The 20,958-nt window shown below is 63.6% G+C and carries 11 protein-coding genes; 8 read left to right on the forward strand and 3 right to left on the reverse strand.

All coding sequences use genetic code 11. From position 1 onward, the window contains the following. The 4 genes from VF497_RS02415 to VF497_RS02430 all read left to right on the forward strand — a co-directional run. On the forward strand, positions 1–691 hold a 691-nt coding region (locus tag VF497_RS02415), incomplete at its 5' end, for an agmatine deiminase family protein (RefSeq protein WP_330885897.1). Continuing rightward, a complete protein-coding gene (locus VF497_RS02420) occupies positions 688–1,572 on the forward strand; it encodes a carbon-nitrogen hydrolase (RefSeq protein ID WP_330885898.1) in 885 nt (294 codons plus the stop codon). The genes VF497_RS02415 and VF497_RS02420, both read left to right, overlap by 4 nt. 58 nt (positions 1,573–1,630) lie before the next feature. Continuing rightward, positions 1,631–2,860 (forward strand): TraB/GumN family protein, encoded by a 1,230-nt coding sequence (locus VF497_RS02425; RefSeq protein WP_330885900.1) that lies wholly within the window; start codon positions 1,631–1,633, stop codon positions 2,858–2,860. Then, positions 2,857–5,328, forward strand: a complete 2,472-nt coding sequence (locus VF497_RS02430; RefSeq protein WP_330885902.1) for a DUF349 domain-containing protein — start codon at positions 2,857–2,859, stop codon at positions 5,326–5,328. Before VF497_RS02425 ends, VF497_RS02430 begins: the two co-directional genes overlap by 4 nt. 9 nt (positions 5,329–5,337) lie before the next feature. Here VF497_RS02430 and VF497_RS02435 read toward each other — a convergent pair whose 3' ends face one another. Then, entirely contained in the window at positions 5,338–7,470 is a 2,133-nt protein-coding gene (locus tag VF497_RS02435; RefSeq protein WP_330885905.1) for a beta-galactosidase, read from the reverse strand. Between the two features lie 226 nt (positions 7,471–7,696). On the opposite strand from VF497_RS02435, the gene VF497_RS02440 reads away from it, so the two are divergent. Beyond that, complete coding sequence (locus VF497_RS02440; RefSeq protein ID WP_330885907.1) at positions 7,697–8,998, forward strand: amino acid permease; 1,302 nt, start codon at positions 7,697–7,699, stop codon at positions 8,996–8,998. Positions 8,999–9,022: 24 nt separating this feature from the next. Here the strand turns inward: VF497_RS02440 and VF497_RS02445 are convergent, their stop codons facing one another. Further along, positions 9,023–9,481: an Lrp/AsnC family transcriptional regulator gene (locus VF497_RS02445; RefSeq protein ID WP_330885909.1), complete on the reverse strand. Its 459-nt coding sequence runs from the start codon at positions 9,479–9,481 to the stop codon at positions 9,023–9,025. A 276-nt stretch (positions 9,482–9,757) separates the two neighbouring features. Here VF497_RS02445 and VF497_RS02450 point away from each other — a divergent pair, with 276 nt between their 5' ends. From VF497_RS02450 to VF497_RS02460, 3 genes are all read left to right on the forward strand, one after another. Further along, positions 9,758–12,799: an aminotransferase class III-fold pyridoxal phosphate-dependent enzyme gene (locus tag VF497_RS02450; protein ID WP_330885911.1), complete on the forward strand. Its 3,042-nt coding sequence runs from the start codon at positions 9,758–9,760 to the stop codon at positions 12,797–12,799. 274 nt (positions 12,800–13,073) lie between these two features. Continuing rightward, positions 13,074–15,575 (forward strand): TonB-dependent receptor, encoded by a 2,502-nt coding sequence (locus VF497_RS02455; protein ID WP_330885912.1) that lies wholly within the window; start codon positions 13,074–13,076, stop codon positions 15,573–15,575. Positions 15,576–15,776: 201 nt separating this feature from the next. Beyond that, entirely contained in the window at positions 15,777–17,693 is a 1,917-nt protein-coding gene (locus VF497_RS02460) for an MGH1-like glycoside hydrolase domain-containing protein (protein ID WP_330885914.1), read from the forward strand. Between the two features lie 4 nt (positions 17,694–17,697). Here VF497_RS02460 and VF497_RS02465 read toward each other — a convergent pair whose 3' ends face one another. Then, on the reverse strand, positions 17,698–20,757 hold the full coding sequence (locus VF497_RS02465; protein ID WP_330885916.1) for an efflux RND transporter permease subunit: 3,060 nt from the start codon (positions 20,755–20,757) through the stop codon (positions 17,698–17,700). Positions 20,758–20,958: the final 201 nt, after the last annotated feature.

Here is a 20,958-nt window from a genome sequence, read left to right on the forward strand (position 1 = left end):
CTGGGGTGGCAAGTTCGGCGCGAGCCGTGACGATGCACTGATCGGCAACCTGATCGTGCGCGACGTGTTCACGCCGGCAGAGCATCTGCGCGTCGACTGGGCACTCGAGGGCGGCGCGATCGAATCCGACGGCAAAGGCACGATCCTCACTACCTGGCGCTGCCTGCATCAGCGCCACCCGGAACAGAGCCGCGAGGAAATGTCGCAGCTTTTGCGCGACAAGCTCGGCGCGCAGCGTGTGCTCTGGCTCGAGCACGGCTATCTGCAAGGCGACGACACCGACGCGCACATCGACACGCTCGCGCGCTTCGCGCCGGAAGATGCGATCGTGTTCCAGTCCTGCGACGACGCGAGCGACGCGCACTACGACGAACTCGCGCGCATGGGCGAGGAACTCGCTGCGCTGCGCACGATCGACGGCCGTCCGTACCGCCTGCACGCCCTACCGTGGGCGAAACCGATTCTGGACGACGGTCGCCGCCTCGCCGCGTCCTACGCCAATTATCTGATCGTCGACGGCGCCGTGCTGGTTCCAGCGTACGACGATGCGGCGGATGCGCAAGCCGCACGAATCATCGGCGCCGCGCATCCGGGCCGCGAAATCATCCCCATCCCCTGCCGCCCGCTGATCTGGCAGAACGGCAGTCTGCACTGCATGACCATGCAGTTGCCGTCAGGAGTATTGAAGTGAACAAGACACTGCGCATCGCGCTGCTGCAGGAAACCGACCGCGGCAGCCGCGAAGCCAACCTCGACGCGATCGAAGCGGGCCTGCACGAAGCGGCCAAAGCCGGCGCGAAACTCGTCCTGCTGCAGGAGCTGCACAACGGGCCGTATTTCTGCCAGCACGAAAGCGTGGCCGAATTCGACCGCGCGGAGCCGATTCCCGGACCGAGCACCGAGCGTATCGGCGCGCTCGCCGCGAAACTGAAGCTCGTCGTCGTCGCTTCGCTGTTCGAGCGCCGCGCCGCCGGCCTTTATCACAACACTGCCGTCGTCTTCGATGCTGCAAAGGATATTTGTGGAAAATACCGCAAAATGCACATCCCGGACGATCCGGCGTTCTACGAGAAATTCTACTTCACCCCGGGTGATCTCGGCTTCGAGCCGATCGAAACTTCGGTAGGCAAGCTCGGCCTGCTCGTCTGCTGGGACCAGTGGTATCCGGAAGGCGCGCGCCTGATGGCACTGGCCGGCGCGGACCTGCTGCTCTATCCGACCGCGATCGGCTGGGATCCGGGTGACGACGATGCCGAGAAATCGCGTCAGCGCGAGGCCTGGATCACCGTGCAGCGCGGCCATGCCGTGGCCAACGGTTTGCCTTTGCTTGCCTGCAATCGCACCGGCTTCGAGGCGGCTCCCGACGGCGCGCGCGGAATCCAGTTCTGGGGTTCAAGTTTTGTCGCCGGGCCGCAGGGCGAATTCCTCGCCCAGGCTTCGACCGACAGGCGCGAGCTGCTGATCGTCGACGTGGATATGCAGCGCAGCGAAAACGTGCGGCGCATCTGGCCGTTTCTGCGCGATCGACGCATCGATGCCTATGCGGATCTGCTCAAGCGTTTCCGCGACTGAATCATCCTTTCGTCGCCGCAGCGGTTGAAAACCGCAGAAACGACGGCAAAAACAAGCAATGAACGATCTGGCTTCTTCTCCTACGCCCGTCACCGACCAGCCGCTCGCACGCATCACCCGCGACGGCGTCGAATACACCCTGCTCGGCACCGCACACGTCTCGCGCGCCTCGGTCGCTGCCGTGCGCGAACTGATCGAAGCGGAAAACTTCGATGCGATCGCGGTCGAGCTTTGCGATACGCGCTACCGCGCGCTGCGCGACCGCGAAGCCTGGCGCAATCTCGATCTGCTGCAGATCATCCGCCAGGGCAAGGCCGGCATGGTCGCAGCCAACCTCGCGTTGTCTGCGTACCAGCGCCGTCTCGCTGAGCAGTTCGGCATCGAACCCGGCGCGGAGATGAAGACCGCAGCGGAACTCGCCGAGGCACAGCACAAGCCGGTGTGGCTGATCGACCGCGAAGTGGCGACGACGCTCAAGCGCGCCTATCGCAGCGTCGGTTTCCTGCAACGCTTCGGCCTGCTCGGCGGGCTCGTGGCGAGCCTGTTCGAGCGCGGCGAAGTCGCCGAAGCCGACATCGAGAAGCTCAAGCAGGGCGACATGCTGCAGAGTGCGTTCAGCGAATTCGCCGAGCAGTCCGAGCCGCTGTTCCGCAGCCTGATCGCCGAGCGCGACAGCTTCATGTCGGCGCGGCTGCGCGAGGAAAGTGCGAAGGCACAGGCGCTCGGCGCGCCGGTCAAACGAGTGCTTGCGGTGATCGGTGCAGGACACCTCGCCGGCATGACGCGCGAAATCGAAGCGCAGCACGACGAGCCGGCCAGGCTCACGCAATCGCTCAACGCGACGCCGCCGGCCTCTTCGTTGCCGAAGTGGATCGGCTTCGGCGTGCTCGCCGTCATCATCGGCGCGATCGCCTACACGTTCACGCGCGGCGCGCATTTCGGCGTCGAGGCGATCAAGGTGTGGGTGCTGTTCACCGGAGGGTTCGCCGCGCTCGGCGTCCTGCTTGGCGGCGGCCATATCCTGAGCGCACTGACCGCATTCGTGGTCGGACCGCTCAAGCCGTTCCGTCCATTTGTGCCGGTCGGCGCGGTGGCTGCGGCGGTCGAGATGTCATTGCGCCGACCACGCGTGGCCGATTTCGAATCGCTGCGCGACGATGTGATCGACTGGCGCGGCTGGTGGAAGAACCGCGTCTCACGCACCCTGCTCGTGTTCCTTTTGGGCAACTTCGGCATGATCCTTGGCGAATACCTCGCCGGTATCCGCATCCTGAGCAAGCTCCTATGAATCTCGCGCGCCTGCTGTTCAAACCCAAGTGGCAGGACAAGAATGCCGAGGTGCGCCGCGTTGCCGTCGCCTCCGCCGATGACGCGGAATTGATTGCTGCGCTGCCCCAGATTGTGCGCTCCGATGCCGATGCAAGCGTGCGCTTGGCTGCGCTCAAGCGTCTCGGCGATTACGAAGCCTGGCGCGAACGCTCGACCGGCGACGCCGATGGCGGCGTGCGCCGCACGGCGCGCGATGCCTATCTCGCCATGCTCTGCTCCAACGACGCGCGCGTACCGGCGTTGCCGCGACGCATTGCCGAACTCGAAACGCTGAGTGCTGACGAACTCGAGCGGGTCGCCAGCCAAGCGACCGACCGCAACCTGCGCGCCAGTGCGCTCGCGCAGGCGACGCGCCCTGCCCTTATCGCCGAGCGCGCGATCGCCGATCCCGATGCCGCGATCCGCCTCGCCGCGCTTGAACGCGTCGTCGATACCGCCGCGCTTGAGCGCATCGCCGAACGCGCACGCAAGACCGACAAGACAGTCAGCCGTCGCGCACGAGAATTGATCGAAGCGCAACGCATCGGCAGCGGTGACGTCGCCGCCGTCGCGCAAAAAGCACGCGCCCTGTGCGAGCGCATGGAAGCACTGGTGCGTGCGCCCACGAGTGACGATACGGTTTACGACGCGATCGTGCGCGATTGGAGCGCGCTCGGCAACGCGGTGCCGACCGATCTGCTCGCACGCTACTGCGGCGCCGATGCACTCGTGCGGCAGACCAGGATCAACGTGCAGAATCCACCTGCTCGCGCGACCATACCCGACGCCGAGGAAATCCAAGCCGAGGCGCAAACCGTCGTCGCCGCGCCGAGCATCGAAATGCTCGCATCGCAGGCGCGCTTCGATGCCGCACTCGCCAACGCCGCCAGCGAAGCGCAACGCGAGCGCGAACTGCGCCGCGCGCATCTGCACGAAATGGAGCAGACCCTGCCACGCTATGCGGCCGTGCTCGAAGCCGGCACCGTGTCGGCAGCACACGCGTTGCACGATCGGTTGCTCAACCTGGGCGCGATGGTCGTGCCGTTGCCTGCCGCGCTCGAAGCCAAGCTCGTGCCGTTGCACGCACACTACGCCGAACTCAAGCAACAGCAGGCCTGGGCCAACCGGCGCCGGCGCGAGATGCTCTGCGAGGACGTCGAGCGGCTCGCTCAGTCCGGCCTGCACCCAGACGCGCTCGCGCTGCGCGTGCGCGAGGCGCGCGAAGAATGGCAGCGCCTCGATGCGGCCGAGGGCCTTTCCGCCAACGCCGAATCGGGGTCGACGCGGCGTTTCCACGCCCTCTGCCATCGCGTGCTGAAGCCGGCCAAGGCGTATTTCGACAAACGCGATGAAGTGCGCAAGTCGCATACCGGCGAAATCGAGAAGCTGTTGCAAGAGGCCGCCGCGCTGCCGGACGAGATCGGTGATTGGAAAGCGGCCGGCCAACTGCGGCTGAAGCTCGGCGAAGCGCTGCGTTCGCTTGACGGCGTCGATCCGCGCACGCGCACCGCGCTGGCCAAGCAGCTCAAGGCCGCAATCGACAAACTGGCAACGCGTCTGGACATACACTCAGACGAAGTTGACGCAGCGAAAAAACGACTCGTCGCGCGCGCGCAGGCGTTGCAGCAGCAAAGCGACGGCCGCGCCGTTGCGCGCGACGCGCGTGAGCTGCAGACGCAGTGGACCGCACTCGGCCAAGGCCGCCGCGGCAGCGACCAGCGCCTGTGGAAGGAATTCCGCGCCGCCCTCGATGCCGCATTCGGCCAGCTCGACACGGCGCGCAAGCAGCGCGACGAACAGTCGGCGGCGATGCGCACGCAGGCGGAAAACCTGCTCGCCGAAATCGAGGCCCTGCGTGGCGATGACGCGCACGAGACGAAAGCGCGGTTGCGCGACATCGACACGCGCTGGCACGCGCTGGGCCCGTCCGATCGCGCGTTCGAGCAGCGCTACCGCAAGGCGCACGACGCCATCGAATCGAGCTTGCAGGGCGCCACGCGACGCAAGCGTCTCGCGCGTTATACCGATGCGCTGGCGAAGTATGCCCTGCTGCGCGCGATCGAAACCGGTGCGCAGTCTGCGGACACCGTCGTGGCGCAATGGAACGAGCACCCTGCCCCGGCCGAATTCGCCGCGGCACTCGATGCCCGCTTCGCGCGTGCGACCGCGGCACCGGCAGCCGCGGAACAGGACGAAAATCCGGCGCGCGACCTGCTCGTCGAATTCGAATTCTTCGCCGGCCTCGAAACGCCGGCCGAAGACCGTCAGCGGCGCATGAACTTCCAGGTGCAGCGCCTCGCCTCGCGCATGCGCGATCGCGGCACGGCAACGCCCGAGTCGGAACTCACACGGCTCATGAAGGCATGGTTCGCGCAAACAACACAGGCTGCGTCACTCGAAGATCGCTTCGCAGCCGCTGCGTCCGTGGCTGTCGAAACCCTGCCCTGAGAAGCACCGCTATTGCGCCGATTCCTTCCACACAAGCGTTTGCGCAGGCGCCAGCGGCATCTGCCCTCGCACCACGCGCGCCGATGAAGGCAGCGACGGCGAAAACGGCTGCGGATTGTAATTCGACATGACGTAGAAGCCGCCGCGCCAGTCGAGAAACACGCCCTTGGGCAGATCGTCGATCGCCACGCCCGCGCGCTGATAGACGCCGCGCAAAATCTCGCGTTCCAGTTCGCCATCATCGGTCGAGACGCCGATCATCGTGATGCTGCCGCGGCCGAGCTTGCGCGTCGTCGCCGCGGCCGTGCCGGCGTAGTAGTGATCGGCATAGGTGGCGAGCACGCTGGTTCCCGCGCGCGGCGCGAGAATGTCCGCCCAACGATGCCACGCATGCTTCCTGTCGCCTGATGTCACTTCGCCGTTCGCGCTGGCCGGCAGCATGTCGAACCCCTCGACGTCTGCACCGATAAAATCGAGGATCGGCTGCGCCCATGGCCCCTCATGGAAATGGCCGAGTTCGTTCTTCTGACCTGTGCGGCTGGTCAGGACCAGATGGCCGCCTTGCTCGACATAGCGCCGCCATTTTTCCGCGAGCGACTTGCCCACCATCTGGTAAGCCGGCGCGATCAGGAATGGGTAACGACTGAAATCGTCGTCTTCGGCGATGAAATCCATCGGCGCGCCGGTGCTCTTGACCGCCAGCGTGTAGCCGTTGCGATAAGGCCAGCTCTTCCACAGCGAGGTCTGCGGCTGGATCTCGGTGTCCCAGAAGGCGTCATGACTCCACAGGTAGCCGGTGTAGCGCGCCGCGAGTTTTTTCGGCAGCGTCGCCTTCGCGTCGAGCTGCGGTTCGACCGCCTTGATCTGCTTCATCGCCTCGACGAATTCACGCCCGGTACGTGACAGCGTCACGCCATCAGTCCCGACGATGCCCTCGTGGTACATCTCGCTGCCGCGCAGCGGATGGCGGTAGCGATACGTGCCGAGCAACGAAGCACCTGAGCCGAACGCGTGCCATATCCACATGCCGACCGCGCCAGGTGTGGGCTGCGGATTGATCTCGCCCCAGTTCACCTGGCCGGGTTGCATTTCCATGATGCCGAACGTGCCGTTGATCGAACGGAAATACGCCGCGGCTTCCATCAGGTTGGCCGGCTTGCCAATCGCGTAGCTGTCGCCACCGAGCACGTTGGCACCGGCGACCGGATAGAGCGTGAACGTCGGGAAATCCAGAGCGTGACTGCGGCGCGGATCGGTAGCCTCGGTGACATTCGTGTAGTTGGCCGTCACCCATTGTCCGACGCGTGCGTGCTTCTTGATGATTCGCGCTTGCTCGTCGAGGAACTGTGCCTGCGTGTCGGCCTGGAAGCGCGCGAAGTCGAGCAGCGCATGCGGGCTGAGCTTGTCCTCCGCAGCGAGCATCGCGTTCGGAATATGCACCTGCTTGAAACTCGTGTAGCGCGTGCTCCAGAACGAGCCGGCCCAGACCTTCCCCATAGCATCGATGTTACCGTACTTCTTTTGCAACCACGTCTGAAACGCCACACGCGCGCTGTCGCTGTAGTCGTTGAACGTGCCGGGCTCGTTGTCCACCTGCCAGCCCCAGACGCGTGCGTCCCTGCCGTAGCGCTCGGCCATCGCGTTGACGAGGCGCGTGACGAACGCCTGATACTTTGGATTGCTCAGCGAAACTTCCGCGCGAATGCCATGCTCATGGCGCTGGCCGTGTTCGTCGACGCGATAGACCTCGGGATAGCGCTCGTCCATCCAGCTCGGCGGCGCTGCCGTCGGCGTGCCGAGGATGACACGCAACCCGCTCTTGTCCGCGAGATCGATCGCATGATCGAGCCATTCGAAATCGAAATGACCTTCCTCGGGTTCGAGATAGGTCCAATCGAATTCGGCCATGTGGGTGAAGTCGAAACCGAGCTTGGCCATGCCGGCGAAATCGCGTTGCCATTGATCGCGCGGCCACTGCGTCGGGTAATAGAACACGCCGAAGCTCATGGGCTCACGCTGATGCAGCAACGCCGCTCCGCGCAGGGGTGCGGGATGCGGACCCGCGGTATCGACCGGTGCCGCGACACCGGCCGACGCCGTCGCGAGGATGATCGTCAGTGTCGCAAGAAAGGATCGAAACATGAAAACAATTCCACAGAATCAAAAACGCCTGCATCTTAGGTCTTTCAACAAGCGCCCTGCTCCGGCCCGATAAAATGCCGGCGCGAGCGATCATAGTGCGGGCGTAACCGGCGCTTTGCGGGGTGCGTGTTTTCGCAAGCGTGCCAATAATGCGGGGAAACCGGAGAGTCACGGACATTGCTTCGATGCCGCCGCAGCCATTCCACACCAAGAACAACCCACCCACATGAACTCCTCGCCGCGTGCACTCGGCCTGTGGTCGGCGACTGCGCTCGTCGTCGGCAACATGATCGGATCAGGGGTCTACCTTCTGCCCGCATCGTTGGCGCCCTACGGTCAGGCCAGCCTCTACGGTTGGGCCCTGTCTGCGGCAGGTGCATTGCTGTTGGCGGGAGTATTCGCCTATCTCGCGCGCCGGCATCCAGTCGCCGGCGGTCCGTATGCATATGTGCGCATCGCATTCGGCGATTTCGCCGGCTTCATCATGGCCTGGAGTTACTGGATCTCGGCGTGGTGCGGCGTGGCCGCGATCGCCGTGGCCTTCGGCGGCAGCCTGGCATCGATCTTTCCCGAACTCGCCACGCCCGCGCGGGCGACCGATTGCTCCTTGATCGTGCTGTGGCTCGGTACGGCATGCAATCTCGCCGGCGTGCGCACTGCGGGCATCGTCCAGCTCGTGGTCACGATCATCAAACTCCTGCCGTTGTTCATCGTGATCGCCGTCGGTGCGACCCGACTCGACGCTGCATCGTTCGTGCCGTTCAACCCGAGCGGACTGAACTGGCTGCCGTTGACGACGACGACCGCTGCGCTCGCGGTCTGGGCATTCCAGGGCATGGAATGCGCGACGGTTCCAGCCGAACACGTAGCCGATGCCCAAAAGACGATACCGCGCGCGACTTTCATCGGCGTCGCGCTGGCCGCGCTGCTGACGATCGCGGCCTGCACAGTCGTGCTCGGCCTGATGCCTCTGAACGCATTGGCGACATCCACCGCGCCGTTCGCCGATGCCGCATCGCGACTGTGGGGCACGGGCGCCGGAATCACGATGGCGGTGGCGATGGCCGTGTCCTGTCTCGGCGCACTCAACGGCTGGATTCTGGTCCAGGGCCAGGTACCGTACGCAGCAGCGCGTGACGGCTTGTTTCCGGCATATTTCGCCAAGGTCGATGCACACGGCACGCCACGCATCGGCCTTGTCGTCGGCAGCGCATTCGCGACCTTGCTCGTCAGCGCAAATTTCACCGGTTCACTCGTCTCGGTGTTCACCGCGTCGGTTCTGTTGTCGAATGCAGCGGCGTTGATGCCGTATTCGTCCAGCGCCGCGGCCATGTTCAAGCTGGAGCTGCGCGCGCCCGCACCTTCCACATGGCGTCTTGCCGTGGCTACGCTGGCACTGGTTTACGGGATCTGGGCGCTTGTCGGCACGGGTGTCGAAGCCTTGCTCTGGGGCGCAGGTCTTCTGCTTGCAGCGCTGCCTTTCTACTTTCACCAACGTAGCAGAGTGCAAACGCAGACTGGCGGCTGACGCTCCGCTTGAAGCGGCTGGAACTCAGTCTGCCCGGTCGAGAAAACTGCTGCGGTCGATATCCCGGCGCAGCACGATCAACGTGGTCAGGTCTTGGACGTTCTGGTGCGCGGCGATCAGATCGCGCAACGTGTTCAGTCCGTCTATCGATGGCACCTCAACCTCCACGATCAGATCGAGCTGGCCGCTGATCGACGACACCCGCCGGACTTCCGGATACCGCGCAAGCTGATCGAGCACGTTGATGGAAGGCGTGCGTGTCAGCGTGAGCAGCAGGAAGGCCGCGATGAAATTCGTCTCCGTCTTCTGGCCGATATCGGCGCGATAGCCGCGGATGACCCCGCTCTTCTCCAGCAACGCGATGCGCTCGGTGGTCGCGCTGCGCGAGAGTCCGATGCGCGCCGCCAGCGATTTCAGTGGAATGCGCGCCTCCTTGGACAGGATGCGCAGGATGTCCCTGTCTTTGTCGTCGAGCTCCTTCATCGCATACCCCTTTGCAGCGAACCGATAAATTGCCGGTGCAAATCATCACTGTGCAGGTGCAACCGGCGTTTTGCAGGATGCATGATTTTTCGCTGCATGCCAATCTTCCGCAAGCTCCAGAACCTGTCCTCAAAGCGTAGCGAGCGAAGAAAATTTGCGCGTCGCCGGAGCGCAGGAACCGGAGCATACAAATAGTATGTGAGGATTCCGAGCACCGCCGGCGCGCAAATTATCGAGCGCAGTAGCTTTGAGGACAGGTTCCAAATCGATACGACCATGACCGACATTACCCATCCCGCGCCGACATTTTCGCCGGACGAGGCGAAGCACTTCGCGCTCGACCATTTCGGAGTTTCCGGCGGCGTGAGCAAACTCGCGAGCGAGCGCGACCAGAATTTCCGACTGACGTCGGACGACGGCGACTGGGTGCTCAAGCTGTTCAACGCCAGCGAACCGGCAACCGACACCGCGTTCCAGATCGCGTTGCTGCAGCACCTCGATCGAGCCCGGCCCGATGTCACCCTGCCGCGCCTGCGAAACACCGTGTCGGGCGGGCCCCTCGCCTACGCCGTCGGCGCGGGCGGTGAGCGTCATGCCATGCGCCTTGTCGAGTGGATGCCCGGCCAGCCACTCGCCGAGAGCGAACGCACGCCGGAGCTGCTGGAGAATCTCGGCGCCGCGCTCGGCCGCCTCGACCGCGCGCTGCAGGGTTTCATCCATCCGGGCGCGCTGCGCAGTTTCGACTGGGACATTCGCCGTGCCGGCGAATCGCGGCAGCGGCTCGCGCACGTCCACGACGACGGCGATCGCGCCCTGCTGCTGCGCTTCCTCGATCATTTCGATGCGACCGTGGCACCGCGCCTGCCTTACCTGCGCGCGCAGGTCATCCACAACGACGCCAACGACTGGAACGTGCTGGTCGATGCGGATTCGCCGCAACGAGTTGCCGGACTAATCGACTTCGGCGATGCGCTGCATTCGCTGCTGATCGCCGAAGTGGCTGTAGCCTGCGCCTATTCCATGCTCGACACGTCCGATCCGATCGGCGCCGCGGCGCGGCTTGCGGCCGGCTTCCATCGCGAATATCCGCTGCGCGAGGAAGAGGTCGATATCCTGTTCGATCTGATCGTCATGCGCTTGACGATCAGCGTCACCCTGTCCGCCGCGCGCAGGAAACAGACCGACGACAACCCCTATCTCGCCGTCAGCGAGGCTCCCGCGTGGCGACTGCTCAAGCGCCTCGGCGCGATGAATCGGAACCTCGCGATCTCGATCCTGCGCCATGCCTGCGGTTTCGATGCGGCTCCGCACGCACGCGCCGTCACGCGCTGGATCGCGGCGAACTCGCGGAATTTCACTTCGGTCCTCGATCGCCACCCGGCAACGCTGGCAAAGGCCATCGTGCCGTTCGGCGATCCCGGTCATCCGATGGCCACGGCTTCGGCCGCAGAAAAACCCGACGAGGCAAGTCGTTGGTGGCAAGCCTACTGCGCCGAACACGGGATCGCGCTCGGCGTCGGCGCTTGGGGCGAAGCGCGCACCGTCTACACGAGCGACTTTTTCCAATCCAGGTTCATCGAAGATCAGCGCCGGGACCGCCATCTCGGTCTCGATCTCTTCGTGCCCGCGGGAACCAAGTTGTACTGTCCGCTGGCGGGCGTGGTGAGGAGCATCGAAATCGAAGCCGAACCACTCGGCTACGGATGTTCGGTCGCGATCGACCATGCCGCACAGGATTGCCCTGCGTTCACCACATTGTGGGGCCACCTCGCGCACGAAGCGGCCACGCGCCTCAAACCGGGAGATCGCATCGCCGCCGGCGACCTCGTCGGCGAGATCGGACCACCGTCCGAGAACGGCGGCTGGGCGCCGCATATGCATCTGCAGATATCGACCGATCCGTCGCTTGCGGCACGCGATATTCCGGGTGCTGGCGAAGCCCGCTATCTCGATGTGTGGAGCGAATTGTTTCCGGACCCAGTCGATCTTATCGGTCTTCCGGTGGAAACCTTCGCGCACGCGGGACGCACGAAGTCGCAGATCGTGGCGGCGCGCAAGACGACGTTGTTGCCGAATCTGTCGATCTCCTATTCCGAGCCGATCAAGTTCGTGCGCGGCCAGGGTGTGTGGCTGATCGACGATCGCGGCCGCGCCTATCTCGACTGTTTCAACAACGTCTGCCATCTCGGCCACGCGCACCCCGAAGTCGTGGCAGCGATCGCACGACAGGCAGCGACGCTGAACACCAACACGCGCTACCTGCACGACCTGATCGTCGATTACGCCGAGCGCCTGAGCGCAACGCTGCCGGCCGAACTGCGCGTGTCGGCCTTCGCCTGCTCGGGCAGCGAGGCGAACAGCTTGATGCTGCGCATGGCACGTGCCCATACCGGGCGCAACGAAGCCATCGTGCTCGATTGGGGCTATCACGGCACGACGCCGGAGCTGATCGATCTGAGCGCCTACAAGTACAAGCGCAAGGGTGGCAAGGGCCGGCCGGCGCACGTGTTCGAAGCGGCGATTCCCGACAGCTATCGCGCACCGACCGAATGGCCGATCACGGAACATGCCGGGCGCTTTGCCGAAAGCGTGGCCGAGCAGATCGCGACTATGGCAAAACAAGGCCGCGCGCCGGGCCTGTTCCTTGCCGAGTCGATTCCGAGCGTCGCCGGCCAGGTGTTCCTGCCCGACGGCTATCTGGAAAAAGTATACGCCATGGTGCGCGCCGCCGGCGGCATCTGCGTTGCCGACGAAGTCCAGGTCGGATTCGGCCGCGTCGGCAGCCATTGGTGGGCGTTCGAAACGCAGGGCGTGGTTCCCGACATCGTCACGATGGGCAAGCCGATCGGCAACGGCCATCCGATGGCCGCACTGGTGACGACGCGCGCAATCGCCGACTCGTTCGACAACGGCATGGAGTACTTCAACACGTTCGGCGGCAATCCCGTTTCCTGCGCGGCGGGATTGGCGGTGCTCGACGTGATCGAACGCGATCGGTTGCGCGAGAACGCAGCGGAAATCGGCGGCTATCTGCTGCAGCGTTTCCGCGAACTGCAAACGCGCTTTGACGCAATTGGTGACGTGCGCGGCATGGGCTTGTTTCTCGGCATCGAACTCGTCGAAGACCGCAAGACCAAAACGCCGGGGACCGCGCTGGCGAAGCGGATCAACAACGAGATGAAGGCGCGCGGTGTGTTGATCGGCACCGAAGGTCCCAGCGACAACGTGCTCAAGCTGCGTCCGCCGATGATCTTCAGCCGCGCCAATGCGGACCATCTGGTCGAGGTGCTGACGCAGGCTCTCGTGGCTGCGAGGTAGCGCCGAATCCTCGTCCGATAAATTGCCGGCGCAACTGATCACTGTGCAGGCATAACCGGCGATTTGCAGGATGCGAGTTTTTTTCTTGCATGCGAATCTTTCAATCGAAGATTCGTTGCGCAGAAAGCCACGGCATTGCCGCCGATCCAGAAAAGAATTCAGACGTCCAAACGCCAAGACCTGTTTTGTCTTCGCCGTGTGCGGACGAACAAAAGCATACCCATCGACCGAGGGAGCCCCAATGCGAAACAGAACATCAATCCACCGCTGCGCCTTGACCTGCGCGATCGCCACCGCGCTGTTTGCGGTTGCCGCACATGCGCAGGATGCATCCACGCAAGCCGCACAACCGGCAGCGGCGCCGGCCAAGCCGCAGAGCCCGAATGCGGGCGATGCGCCCACGCGCGAGCTCGACCAGATCGTCGTCACCGGCAACGCGAACGCCGGTGGCATCAAGAAGATCGAGGCCAGCTATTCGGTGACGACGGCGAACCTCGAGAAGATCAAGGAAGCCAACCCGGTCAGCGTGGCCGACCTGCTGAAAATTTCTCCGGGCATATTCGCCGAATCCTCGGGCGGTCAGACCGGCGCGAACATCGAAGTCGCCGGCTTCCCCTCGGACAGCGGTGCGCCGTTCACTACGTTCGCGGTCAACGGCGCGCCGTTGTTTCCGCGCTGGGACTACTTCACCGACGCAATGCTGCGCCTCGACGACACAATCGACCGCCTCGAAGCGCTGCAAGGCGGTCCCTCGGTGCTCTACGGCAACGGCCAGCCGGGCGTCATCGCCAACTTCATCCTGCGCGAAGGCACGAGCACGCCGTCGGGCAGTGTCGGCCTGACCTACGGTTCGGAAGGCTCGTGGCGTTTCGACGGCTTCTATGGCTTCCCGATCGCCGAGGGCTGGTACGGCAGCGTCGGCGGCTTCTGGCGCAAATCCGACGGCGTGCGCGATCCGCAATATCCCGCCGACAACGGCGGCCAGCTCACCGCAACGCTGCGCCACGATCTCGACCACGGCTCGGTGCTCGTGTTCGCGCGCCTGCTCAAGGACAAGAACCAGTTCGTCACCGACACGCCGATCTACAATCCCGCACCGGGCAAGTTCTCGCCCTGGCCCGGGTTCGATCCGCTGACCGGTACGTTCGGCAGCAAGGCCGATCGCTATCAGTTCCTCGAGGACCAGCCTTGCTTCACTGCCGGCTGCAAGCCGGGCGGTGTCGGCATCGACATGGCCAACGGCGAAGGCGGCAACCTGCACCTGGTCGGCACCAATCTCGACCTGGAGTTCGGCAACGGCTGGTCGCTGTCGGACAAGTTCCTGTTGCTCGGCGGCAACATGGACATCAACTCGTTCTTCAGCACGGGTGCCAATCCGCAGACGCTCGGAAGCTTCATCTCCGACTCCGTCGATGCGTTCGGCCTGCCGTCCAACCTCACCGCGACCGCGACCTACCGCAACGGCGGTGCCGCGAACATGAATGAAAGCATCTCGGTGCAGAATCCAGAGTACATCCACAAGCGCATCAATTCGATCAGCAACGAAATTCACCTGAGCCGCGAATTGTTCGAAGGCAACACGCTGACGCTCGGCAACTACACGGCCAGATACTCGATCGCGCACACCGAGGACGACGGCCTCAACATGCTGCTGCAGGCGAAGTCGAATCCGAACCCGATCGTCGTCAGCCTGAGCGATGGCAGCCACACCTATCAACTCACCGACAAGCAGGGTCTGTTCTGGAACAACTCTCCGCAATCGTGGATGACGTTCAACGAATACTGGCGCGCGACAAGCACGGCGTTCTTCTTCAGCGACGTGTGGAACATCGGTAACTGGCGCTTCGACGGCGGCATGCGCGTGCAACACGACAACAACAGTGGCTGGTTCCAGAACGGCACGACGGGCGATCTCGACGCCAACCCGTACACGGTCTACAACAACAACGCCTATTATCTGACCAACGACTATCTGCATCCGTCGTACTCGAAGACGGCTTCGTCGTGGACGCTCGGCGCGAACTACCTGGTCAACGACAACATGAGCGTCTATGCGCGCGCGAACCGCGGCGTGTTCTTCCCGGGATTCGACAGTGTCGTCAACCTGCCCGGCGTACCGGTGGAACGCATCCGCAACTTCGAAGTCGGCTTCAAATACCAGACATCGTGGATCTACGCCGACATCGCCGCCTACGACCGCCAGTTCACGGGCATCCCGTACTCGATCACGCTCGACACCGGGCAAATCAATCTCCTGTACGGTTCGAAGACGAAGGGACTCAATGCGCAGCTCGTGCTCACGCCGATCGAGAATCTCTCGCTCGCGTTCGGCGGCAACTACATGGACGGCCACTACTCCGACTATCAGGGCTGTGTACCTTACACCGCGCAGGACGGCAGCGATCGTTGCGACACGATCACGGGCAAGCCGCTCGACCGCCAGCCCAAGGTGCAGTACCGTTTGACGCCGGCCTACACGATCCCGACCGACTGGGGCAGCGTGAAGCTGTGGACCACCTACGAGTACGTCGGCAACCGCTATGGCGATCAGCTTTCCCAGCAGCCGCTCGGCCACTACTACGATCTCGCGATCGGCGCGATGGCCAACATCGGCAAGAACTGGGTGCTGACCCTGCGCGGCACCAACGTCACCAACCAGATCGGCATCACCGAAGGCAACGCGCGCCTGTTCGGCTTCGCCAGCGGCGGCGGCGTGATCCTCGCGCGCTCGATCGAAGGACGCGAGGTCAATTTCCAGGTGAAGTACAAGTTCTGAGGACAGCTCGCCCTCGGCAGCCATCCAATCATTCGAAGGCGCGGGAAGAAACACATGGTTCTCAGTTCCACGCGGTTTTTCTCCTCGTTCCCCGTACCTTCGATGGCAACGACTTTCGATTCGGGTCTTACCGCCGCGTTCCGATTCCTCCTTGTGCTCGCGGCGGCTTTTTTTTCCAACGTTGCCGTATTGGCTGCGGCGATGCCTTCCGTCGCGGGCCAGGAGAAGTATGTCGATGTCCTCGACATGCACGGCGCGCCGAAGTCGGTGAAGGACCGCAGCTTCAACATCTTCTTCGACGCTGGTGCATGGCATGGATACAGCTTGCCGCCTGCGTCCGACCATTACCGTGGATTCATTGGGCCATTCGTGCACAGCCTCGGCGAGGGGCAATGGATCGGCAGCAGCTTCGCCGTGCTGTCGTTGCAGGATGCAGCCAGTCACAAACCGTTTCCACTGCCCCGGATCGAAGACCACGCTTTTCCCGGTTACCTCGTTCGCCGCTTCTCTTCGGCCGGCCTGCAAGTGAGTGAGACGCTTTTCTTTGCCGATTCCGGGCGCGCGCTCGTGCGGATCGATCTGTCTTCGGACAAGGATCGGGATATCGATCTGCGTGTCAACAATGCGCTATTGACCTCGGCGCACTTGCAGGTCGACGAAGCCAACGGCACGATCGCGCAGAGCTTCGCGAACTCGAACTCGAAACTGATCACGAAGCTGCACATCGACGGCGATCCGGCAGTGCAGCTTGCGACCACTGCGTCGAGTTACCACTTCGCCACGAAGCATCCGCTCCACCTCGAAGCCAACCAAGCGAGAACCGTCTATCTCGATCAGGTTTTCGTCTACGACGCGCGCAGCGAAACTCCACCGGCAGTCGACTATGCGCAGGCTTGGCAAAAGAACCGCGAACGTTGGTCCGGCTATCTGAAAACCGTCGATGCCAGCCGGCTGGCGGGCGTGCCCGATGAAACCGCGCGACGCATCGCGGTGAAATCCATCCTCACCCTGCTCGGCAACTGGCGCGCGGCACACGGCGACCTTCACCACGACGGCGTGATTCCTTCCTATTCCAATCCCGACTTCAACGGCTTCTGGGCCTGGGATTCGTGGAAGCATGCGGTCGCGCTCGCGCGTTTCGCACCCGCGCTGGCGCGCGACCAGATGCGCGCGATGTTCGACTACCAGGCCGACGACGGCATGGTTCCCGACTGCATCTATCTCGACAAGGCGAACAACAACTGGCGCGATACGAAGCCGCCGCTGGCCGCATGGGCGGTGCACGAAATCCATCGTGCCACCGACGACAAGGCTTTCCTCGCCGAGATGTACGCCAAGCTCGTGCGCTATCACCGCTGGTGGTTCGCCAAACGCGACCACGACCATAACGGCCTCGCCGAATACGGCTCGACGGACGGAACGAAGATCGCCGCCAAATGGGAAAGTGGCATGGACAACGGCGCGCGCTTCGACGCGATCGCGATGCTCAGGAACAGCGACGGCGCATGGTCGATGGATCAGGAATCGGCCGACCTCAACGCCTATCTTTATCTGGAGAAACTCGAACTTGCCGAAATTGCCAACGCACTCGGCAAGACGCAGGAAGGCGAGCAGTGGATCAGGGAAGCCGCGACGATGAAGGCCGCGATCCAGAAGCGCATGTTCGACTCGTCACGCGGCTATTTCTTCGACGTGAAACTTGGCCGCAACAAATTCGTTCCCATTTACGGCTCGGAAGGCTGGACGGCGCTGTGGGCGGGAGTCGCGACACCCGAACAGGCGCAAGTCGTCGCGCACACGATGCTCGATCCGAAAAAATTCTCGACCCGTTTTCCTTTCCCCACGCTGGCCGCCGACGATCCGCGCTTTTCGCCGATCAAGGGTTACTGGCGTGGCCCGGTGTGGATCGATCAAGCCTGGTTCGGCGTCGAAGCCTTGAAACGCTATGGCTTCGACAGGCAAGCTGACGAGATCGCGAAACAGCTGATCCTCAACGCGAAAGGCCTGACCGAACAGGCACCGATGTACGAGAACTACGACCCGTTGACCGGCGAGGGCCACCAGTCACGCAACTTCAGCTGGGCAGCGGCAAGCTACCTGTTCCTGCTGCACAACTGAACGATCACGCAGGCCGCAACAGCCGTGTGCGGGTTTCGCGCAGCACGCGCCTGCCCCACAGGCTCGCATCGTCGAGCAGCGAGTAGATCGTCGGCAGCACGAGCAGGCTGACGATGGTCGAGAAGATCAGGCCGCCGGCGATCGCGCGCGCCATCGGATAGTACGGCGGGCCATCGCCGCCGATCGCCGCATCGCCGAGGCACAGCGGCAACATGCCGAGGATGGCCGTACCCATCGTCATCAGGATCGGGCGCAGGCGGTCGCGCGCACCGCGGACCAGCGCTTCGCGCCGACCCATGCCGTCGTGGCGCAGCTGGTTGATGTGCACGATCATGACGATGCCGTTGTTGACGACCACGCCCATGAGGATCAGCACGCCGATCGAGGCCATGACCGAGAAAGTCGTGCCGGTGATCCAGAACAGCCAGAACACGCCGAAGATCGAGAACACGAACGTGGTCAGGATCGCCGCCGGATAGATCAGCGATTCGAACATCGCGCACATAACGACGTAGACAAGCACGAGCGCGATCAGCGTGTTGAAGAGCATCGTGCTGCCGGCCTCGTCGTCGCGGTCGAAATTCTCGCCGAAGCTCCATTTGTAGCCGGGCGGCAGGTCCATCTTGCCCATCGCGGCCTGAATCTCCTTGCGGGCGTCGTCGGGCGTCTTGCCTTCGGCGAAGTTGGCGACGATGGCGAAGCTGGTCTGTCGGTTGCGGCGCTGGATCGTCGCCGCCGCGTTGCGCGCGTCGACGTCGATCATCGACATCAGCGGCACCTGGGTGCCGTCGGCGCGGCGTAGCTTGTAGTCCGAGAGATTGTCCAGGCTCTGCGTGTCGCTGCCGGAAAAACGCAGCCACACGGGCACCTGGCCCTCGCCGCCGTGATAGTCCTTGAGGCGGAAGCCGCGCAGCGCGATGCCGATGTACTGCGCGATGTCGCTCGCCGAGAAGCCCATGGCTTTCGCCTTCTGCCCGTCGACGTGCACGGCGATTTCGCGGTTGCTGCTGTTCTGCTGTGCGCGCACATCACGCAGGCTGGGCAGGCTGCTCAGGATCGGAATGACGTTGCTCGCCAGTTCGCGCAGTTGCGCGCCGGAATCGCCGGTCAGGTTGATGCCGACGCTCGGCTGTTGGCTGCTGCTGCCGCCACCGCCCTCGAAGCCGATCACGACTTCGCCGATCGGCACCTTGGGCATGCCCTTGCGGATCGCTTCGACGATCTGGGTCTGATCGGGCGCATCGTCGTCGAGGAACGCCGCCATCTCGCTGTCGCCCTGCTCGTTGTAGAAGACGTAGACGTTCTTGAGATGGAATTCCTTGCGGTGTTCCTCGAGCCAGTGCTCCAGCGTCGCATAGCTTTGGCGCATCTGCGACAGCGGATAGAGCCCGTTGAGGTTCATCTGGAAGAAGATCCACTTCGACGGGCCGCCGCCGTTCATGTTGACCTTGGTCTGGCTGATCGGCACGAAGCTCGCGAGCAGCAGCGCGAGCAGGCCGAGCATGGTCCAGCGCCGATGCGCCAGCGTCTTCTCGATGAAGCGGCCATAGTGATCCTGTGCGGTCGTGATCACGGTCTTGCGGCCGATGAATTTCGGCGGCGGCAGCTTCGCCGACAGCATCGGCACGAGGCTGACCGCGACGAGCCACGAGGCCAGGTGCGCGATCGCCATCGCCACCGCGACCTGGGTCAGGAAGATGCTCATGCCGTTCTTCTCGCGCAACACCATCGGCAGGAACACGATGATGCTGGCCAGCGTGCCCGCGGCGATCGCGATGCCGACGATCTGCGTGCCCTGCACGGCGCAATACCAGGGCTTGTCCGGATAGTGTTCGCGGTACTGGTAGATGCTTTCGACCACGACCACGGCGTTGTCGACGAGCATGCCGACCGCGAGCAGCAGGCCCATCATCGACAGGATGTTGAGGCTGATGCCGAACATCTGCATGCAGCCGAGCGTGATGACGAAGCAGATCGGGATCGCCAGCGACACCATCAGCGTCGACGGCCAGTCGCGCAGGAAGAAGAACAACACGAGCACCGACAACAGGGTACCTTCGAGTCCCGCCTTGCCGAGCTGCTTCAGACTGTCGGTGACGCCGGCGGCCTGGTCGTTGAATGCGACCAGCTGCAGGTCGTCGATCTGGCCGGATTGCTTGATCCGATCGATCTCGTCCCAGACGCGGCGGCCGACATCGACGAGGTTGGCCGCGCGCTCCTTGTAGACGCGCAGGATCACCGCCGGGCGCGTGTCGAGATGCAGCTCGTAATCGGCACGCGCAGGTTTGAACGAAATGTCGGCGATGTCGCTGAGTTTGAGGCCGCGCTCGTTGATCGCGAGCTGGCGGATGTCGTCGATACTGCGCCACTCGCCGGCCGGCTGCACGTGATAACGCAGGTCACCGTCCTTGATCAGGCCGCCAGAGGCAGAGAAATTCGCGGTCGACAGTTTCTGGTACAGCTCATCGAGACTGACGCTGGCCGCACCGAGGCGTTCGGCCGAGATCTCGATCTGCACTTCGCGCTGCGAGACGCCTTGCAGTTGCACACGCGCGACGCCGGGCAGGCGTTCCAGCTGGCGCTTGAGCTTGTGGTCGAGCAGGTCGTAGGCGTTGGTCAGGTTGCGCTCGGAGGAAATCAGCATGCCGAGCACCGGACGGTCGCCGGTGCCGAATTTCTCCACCGAGTAACGCTTCAGGTCGCTCGGCAGCTGGTCGCGGATCGCATCGATCTTGCCGCGTGCCTCGACCGCCTTGACTGCGGCATCCTGGCCCCATTTGAACTCGATGAAGATCTGCGCGCCTTCCGGCGTCGAGTTCGAATTCATGTTCTTGATGCCAGTCAGCGTCGACAGCGCGTCTTCGACCGGCCGCGTGATCGTGCGCTCGACCTCGCTCGGCGTCGAACCCGGGTACGGCAGGTCGACGAACATGAAAGGGAACTGGATGTCCGGCATCGCCTCGAGCGGCAGGCGGAACGCGGCGATCAGGCCGATCACGGTCATCGAGACGAAGACCATGATTGCGGTTACCGGCCGTTTCAGGCTGAGTTCCGCCAGCGTCATCTGCGCAGCCCCCGTCAAAGGATTTTCAGTGCGAATCAGAACAGATTTTCAAAGCAATTGCGCGGATAAGGCAAATATTGCGGTCGCTGTAGCCGCGCTTGTCGCTTTTTGATCGGCCTTGACCCGGGCTGGAGGTTTCTCGGGCTCAGGCCGCGCGCAAGCCCGGCCGCTGACGCGCACGCGCATCACGCAGCACGCGCT

The organism is Rudaea sp., assembly GCF_036383415.1.
In the GTDB taxonomy this organism is placed as follows: Bacteria; Pseudomonadota; Gammaproteobacteria; order Xanthomonadales; family Rhodanobacteraceae; genus Rudaea.